The 2,185-nt window shown below is 42.2% G+C and carries 3 protein-coding genes; all 3 read left to right on the plus strand.

Annotated elements, in window-relative coordinates:
* Window positions 1-371, plus strand: a 371-nt coding sequence (locus tag B4K20_RS01480) for an HlyD family efflux transporter periplasmic adaptor subunit (RefSeq protein WP_289281636.1), incomplete at its 5' end; no start/stop codon positions are given.
* Window positions 368-1,039 (plus strand): helix-turn-helix transcriptional regulator, encoded by a 672-nt coding sequence (locus B4K20_RS01485; protein WP_289281637.1) that lies wholly within the window; start codon window positions 368-370, stop codon window positions 1,037-1,039. The genes B4K20_RS01480 and B4K20_RS01485, both read left to right, overlap by 4 nt.
* Window positions 1,040-1,163: 124 nt before the next feature.
* Window positions 1,164-2,185 (plus strand): TolC family outer membrane protein (locus B4K20_RS01490; protein ID WP_289281638.1); only part of this gene is annotated, 1,022 nt, incomplete at its 3' end.

Genomic DNA, 2,185 nt, shown 5'->3' on the forward strand with positions numbered 1-2,185 from the left:
TGGTTGAAATTGTGCCAGTGGAAGATAATTTATTAATTGAAGCCAATATCCGCCCTTCGGATATTGCTTTTTTAAGTCCAGGCCAACAAGCGATGGTGAAATTGACGGCATATGATTTTTCCATTTATGGTGGACTTCCTGCTACATTAGAGAGAATAAGTGCTGATACAATTACAAATGATGAGGGAGAGAGTTTTTATCTGATTTATTTAAGAACAGATAAAAGCTATATAGAGAGTAGTAAAGGTCCATTAGAGATTATTCCAGGTATGACTGTGACAGTTGATATTCTTACGGGTAAAAAAACAGTGCTGGATTATTTGTTTAAACCGATACTCAAAGCTAAAAATGAGGCAATGAGAGAACGTTGATTAATCCGACCATGCCCACCATGCCAGTGAAGGCAGACAACCCAATGCTTTATTGCATCGGTCAAGATGCAAATCAACTTGTGCACATCAAACAGATTTTGTCTGAGCAATATGATGTGCATGATTTTTCATGTGTTGATGACGCACAGTCGGCACTTGCTCAGAAAAAACCGAATCTTATTTTATGTCACTTGAGCTGTCTAAATAGTGAGGCTGAATCTTTATTCAGTCACAGTGACGCAAGCGCAGAACGTGTGCGGGTGCTTATTTTAGGTCCAAAATTGTCTGTATTGGAACAGATATCCATTTTAAAGCAAGGGGCCAGAGGCTATTTTCAGGAAGAGTTACTGGATGATAAGTTGCTGATAGCAATTGAATTAATTCAGAGGGGTGAAGTCTGGGTCGAGCGTCATGTGATTGCCGGTCTGATTGATGAGCTAAATCATGCGCCAACACTCTCAAGCGAACAGCAGCAAAAACTCGATAGCTTATCCCGGAAAGAATTAGAAGTCGCTGAGCTAGTGAGTCACGGGGCGACAAATAAAATGATCGCCAGAACAATGAACATTACAGAAAGAACCGTCAAAGCACATTTAACAGCCATTTTCCAAAAGATGAATATCCCGGATAGGTTGTCACTGGCTATATTTTTCAGAGATTTGCGTTAGTTATATCAAACGACAAAATGTTATGTTTTAATACACCATGTCATTTTTAAGCACAATGGAATAAAGCTTAGGTCAGTCAGTGAGCGTATTACGCTCCGACTGAAGAGGATTAGGATTTGAAGTGATGAAGAAAAATTTAGTTTTAACTCTACCTCTTTGGGTAATGATATCGAGTGTATCAGCTCAAACGTTGCAGAGTGCAGTGATGACAACTATCGAGTCTAATCCTGATATTTTAGCTGCAGCGAGTGAAAGACAAGCTGTTTCCAAAGAAGTTGACCAAGCCCGTGCAGGTTATTATCCAACGCTTGATCTTGCATTAGGTACTGGTTGGGAAATGACGGATAATCCTAATACGCGTTCTTCAGGTCGTGGTGAAGTCAGACTAAATAGAGATGAAGCCAGCTTACAACTTCGTCAAATGCTTTTCGATGGTATGGAAACCAAAAATGAAGTGTTGAGACAAGAGTACAGGACTAACTCACGCGCCTCAGCGGTGTACAGTGCTGCTGAGAATACTGGCTTGGAAGCCGTTGATGCCTATCTGAATGTATTGCGACAACAAAATATTGTCGAATTGGCTCAGACCAACCTTGAAGCTCACCAAAGAACACATGATCAAATCGTTTTACGAAGTGAACGCGGGGTTGGACGTGGTGCGGATATGGACCAGAGCCTGGGTCGTCTGGCATTGGCAGAAGCCAATCTAATGGAAGAAGAAAGTAAATTGAGGGATGCTGAAACCGCGTTTATCAGAGTCGTTGGTGAAACACCGGAGTCACTGGAGCTGCCTGAAGTACCAGGTGAGTTTATCCCTGATAATTTAGAAGAGGCTATCGCTAAAGCCGTTGATCATCACCCAACATTGAGACTAGCAAACTTTGACTTAGAATCAGCCAGAGCACAGCATGCCACAGCGAAAGCGCCTTTTTACCCAGATCTACATTTGGAAGTAGGCACTCGTGCTGATCATAATATCGATGGTCAAGTGGGCACAGATAAAGACGTTACAGCTATGCTCAGGTTGCGTTATAACTTACTCAATGGTGGCCGTGACTCTGCGAGACGTGAGGAAACCGCCTTTCTTATTAACCAGGCCGCTGAAATCCGTAATAACACTTATCGTGAAGTGGAAGAGAGCACCAG

The organism is Methylophaga sp. UBA5088, assembly GCF_002414625.1.
In the GTDB taxonomy this organism is placed as follows: Bacteria; Pseudomonadota; Gammaproteobacteria; order Nitrosococcales; family Methylophagaceae; genus Methylophaga; species Methylophaga marina.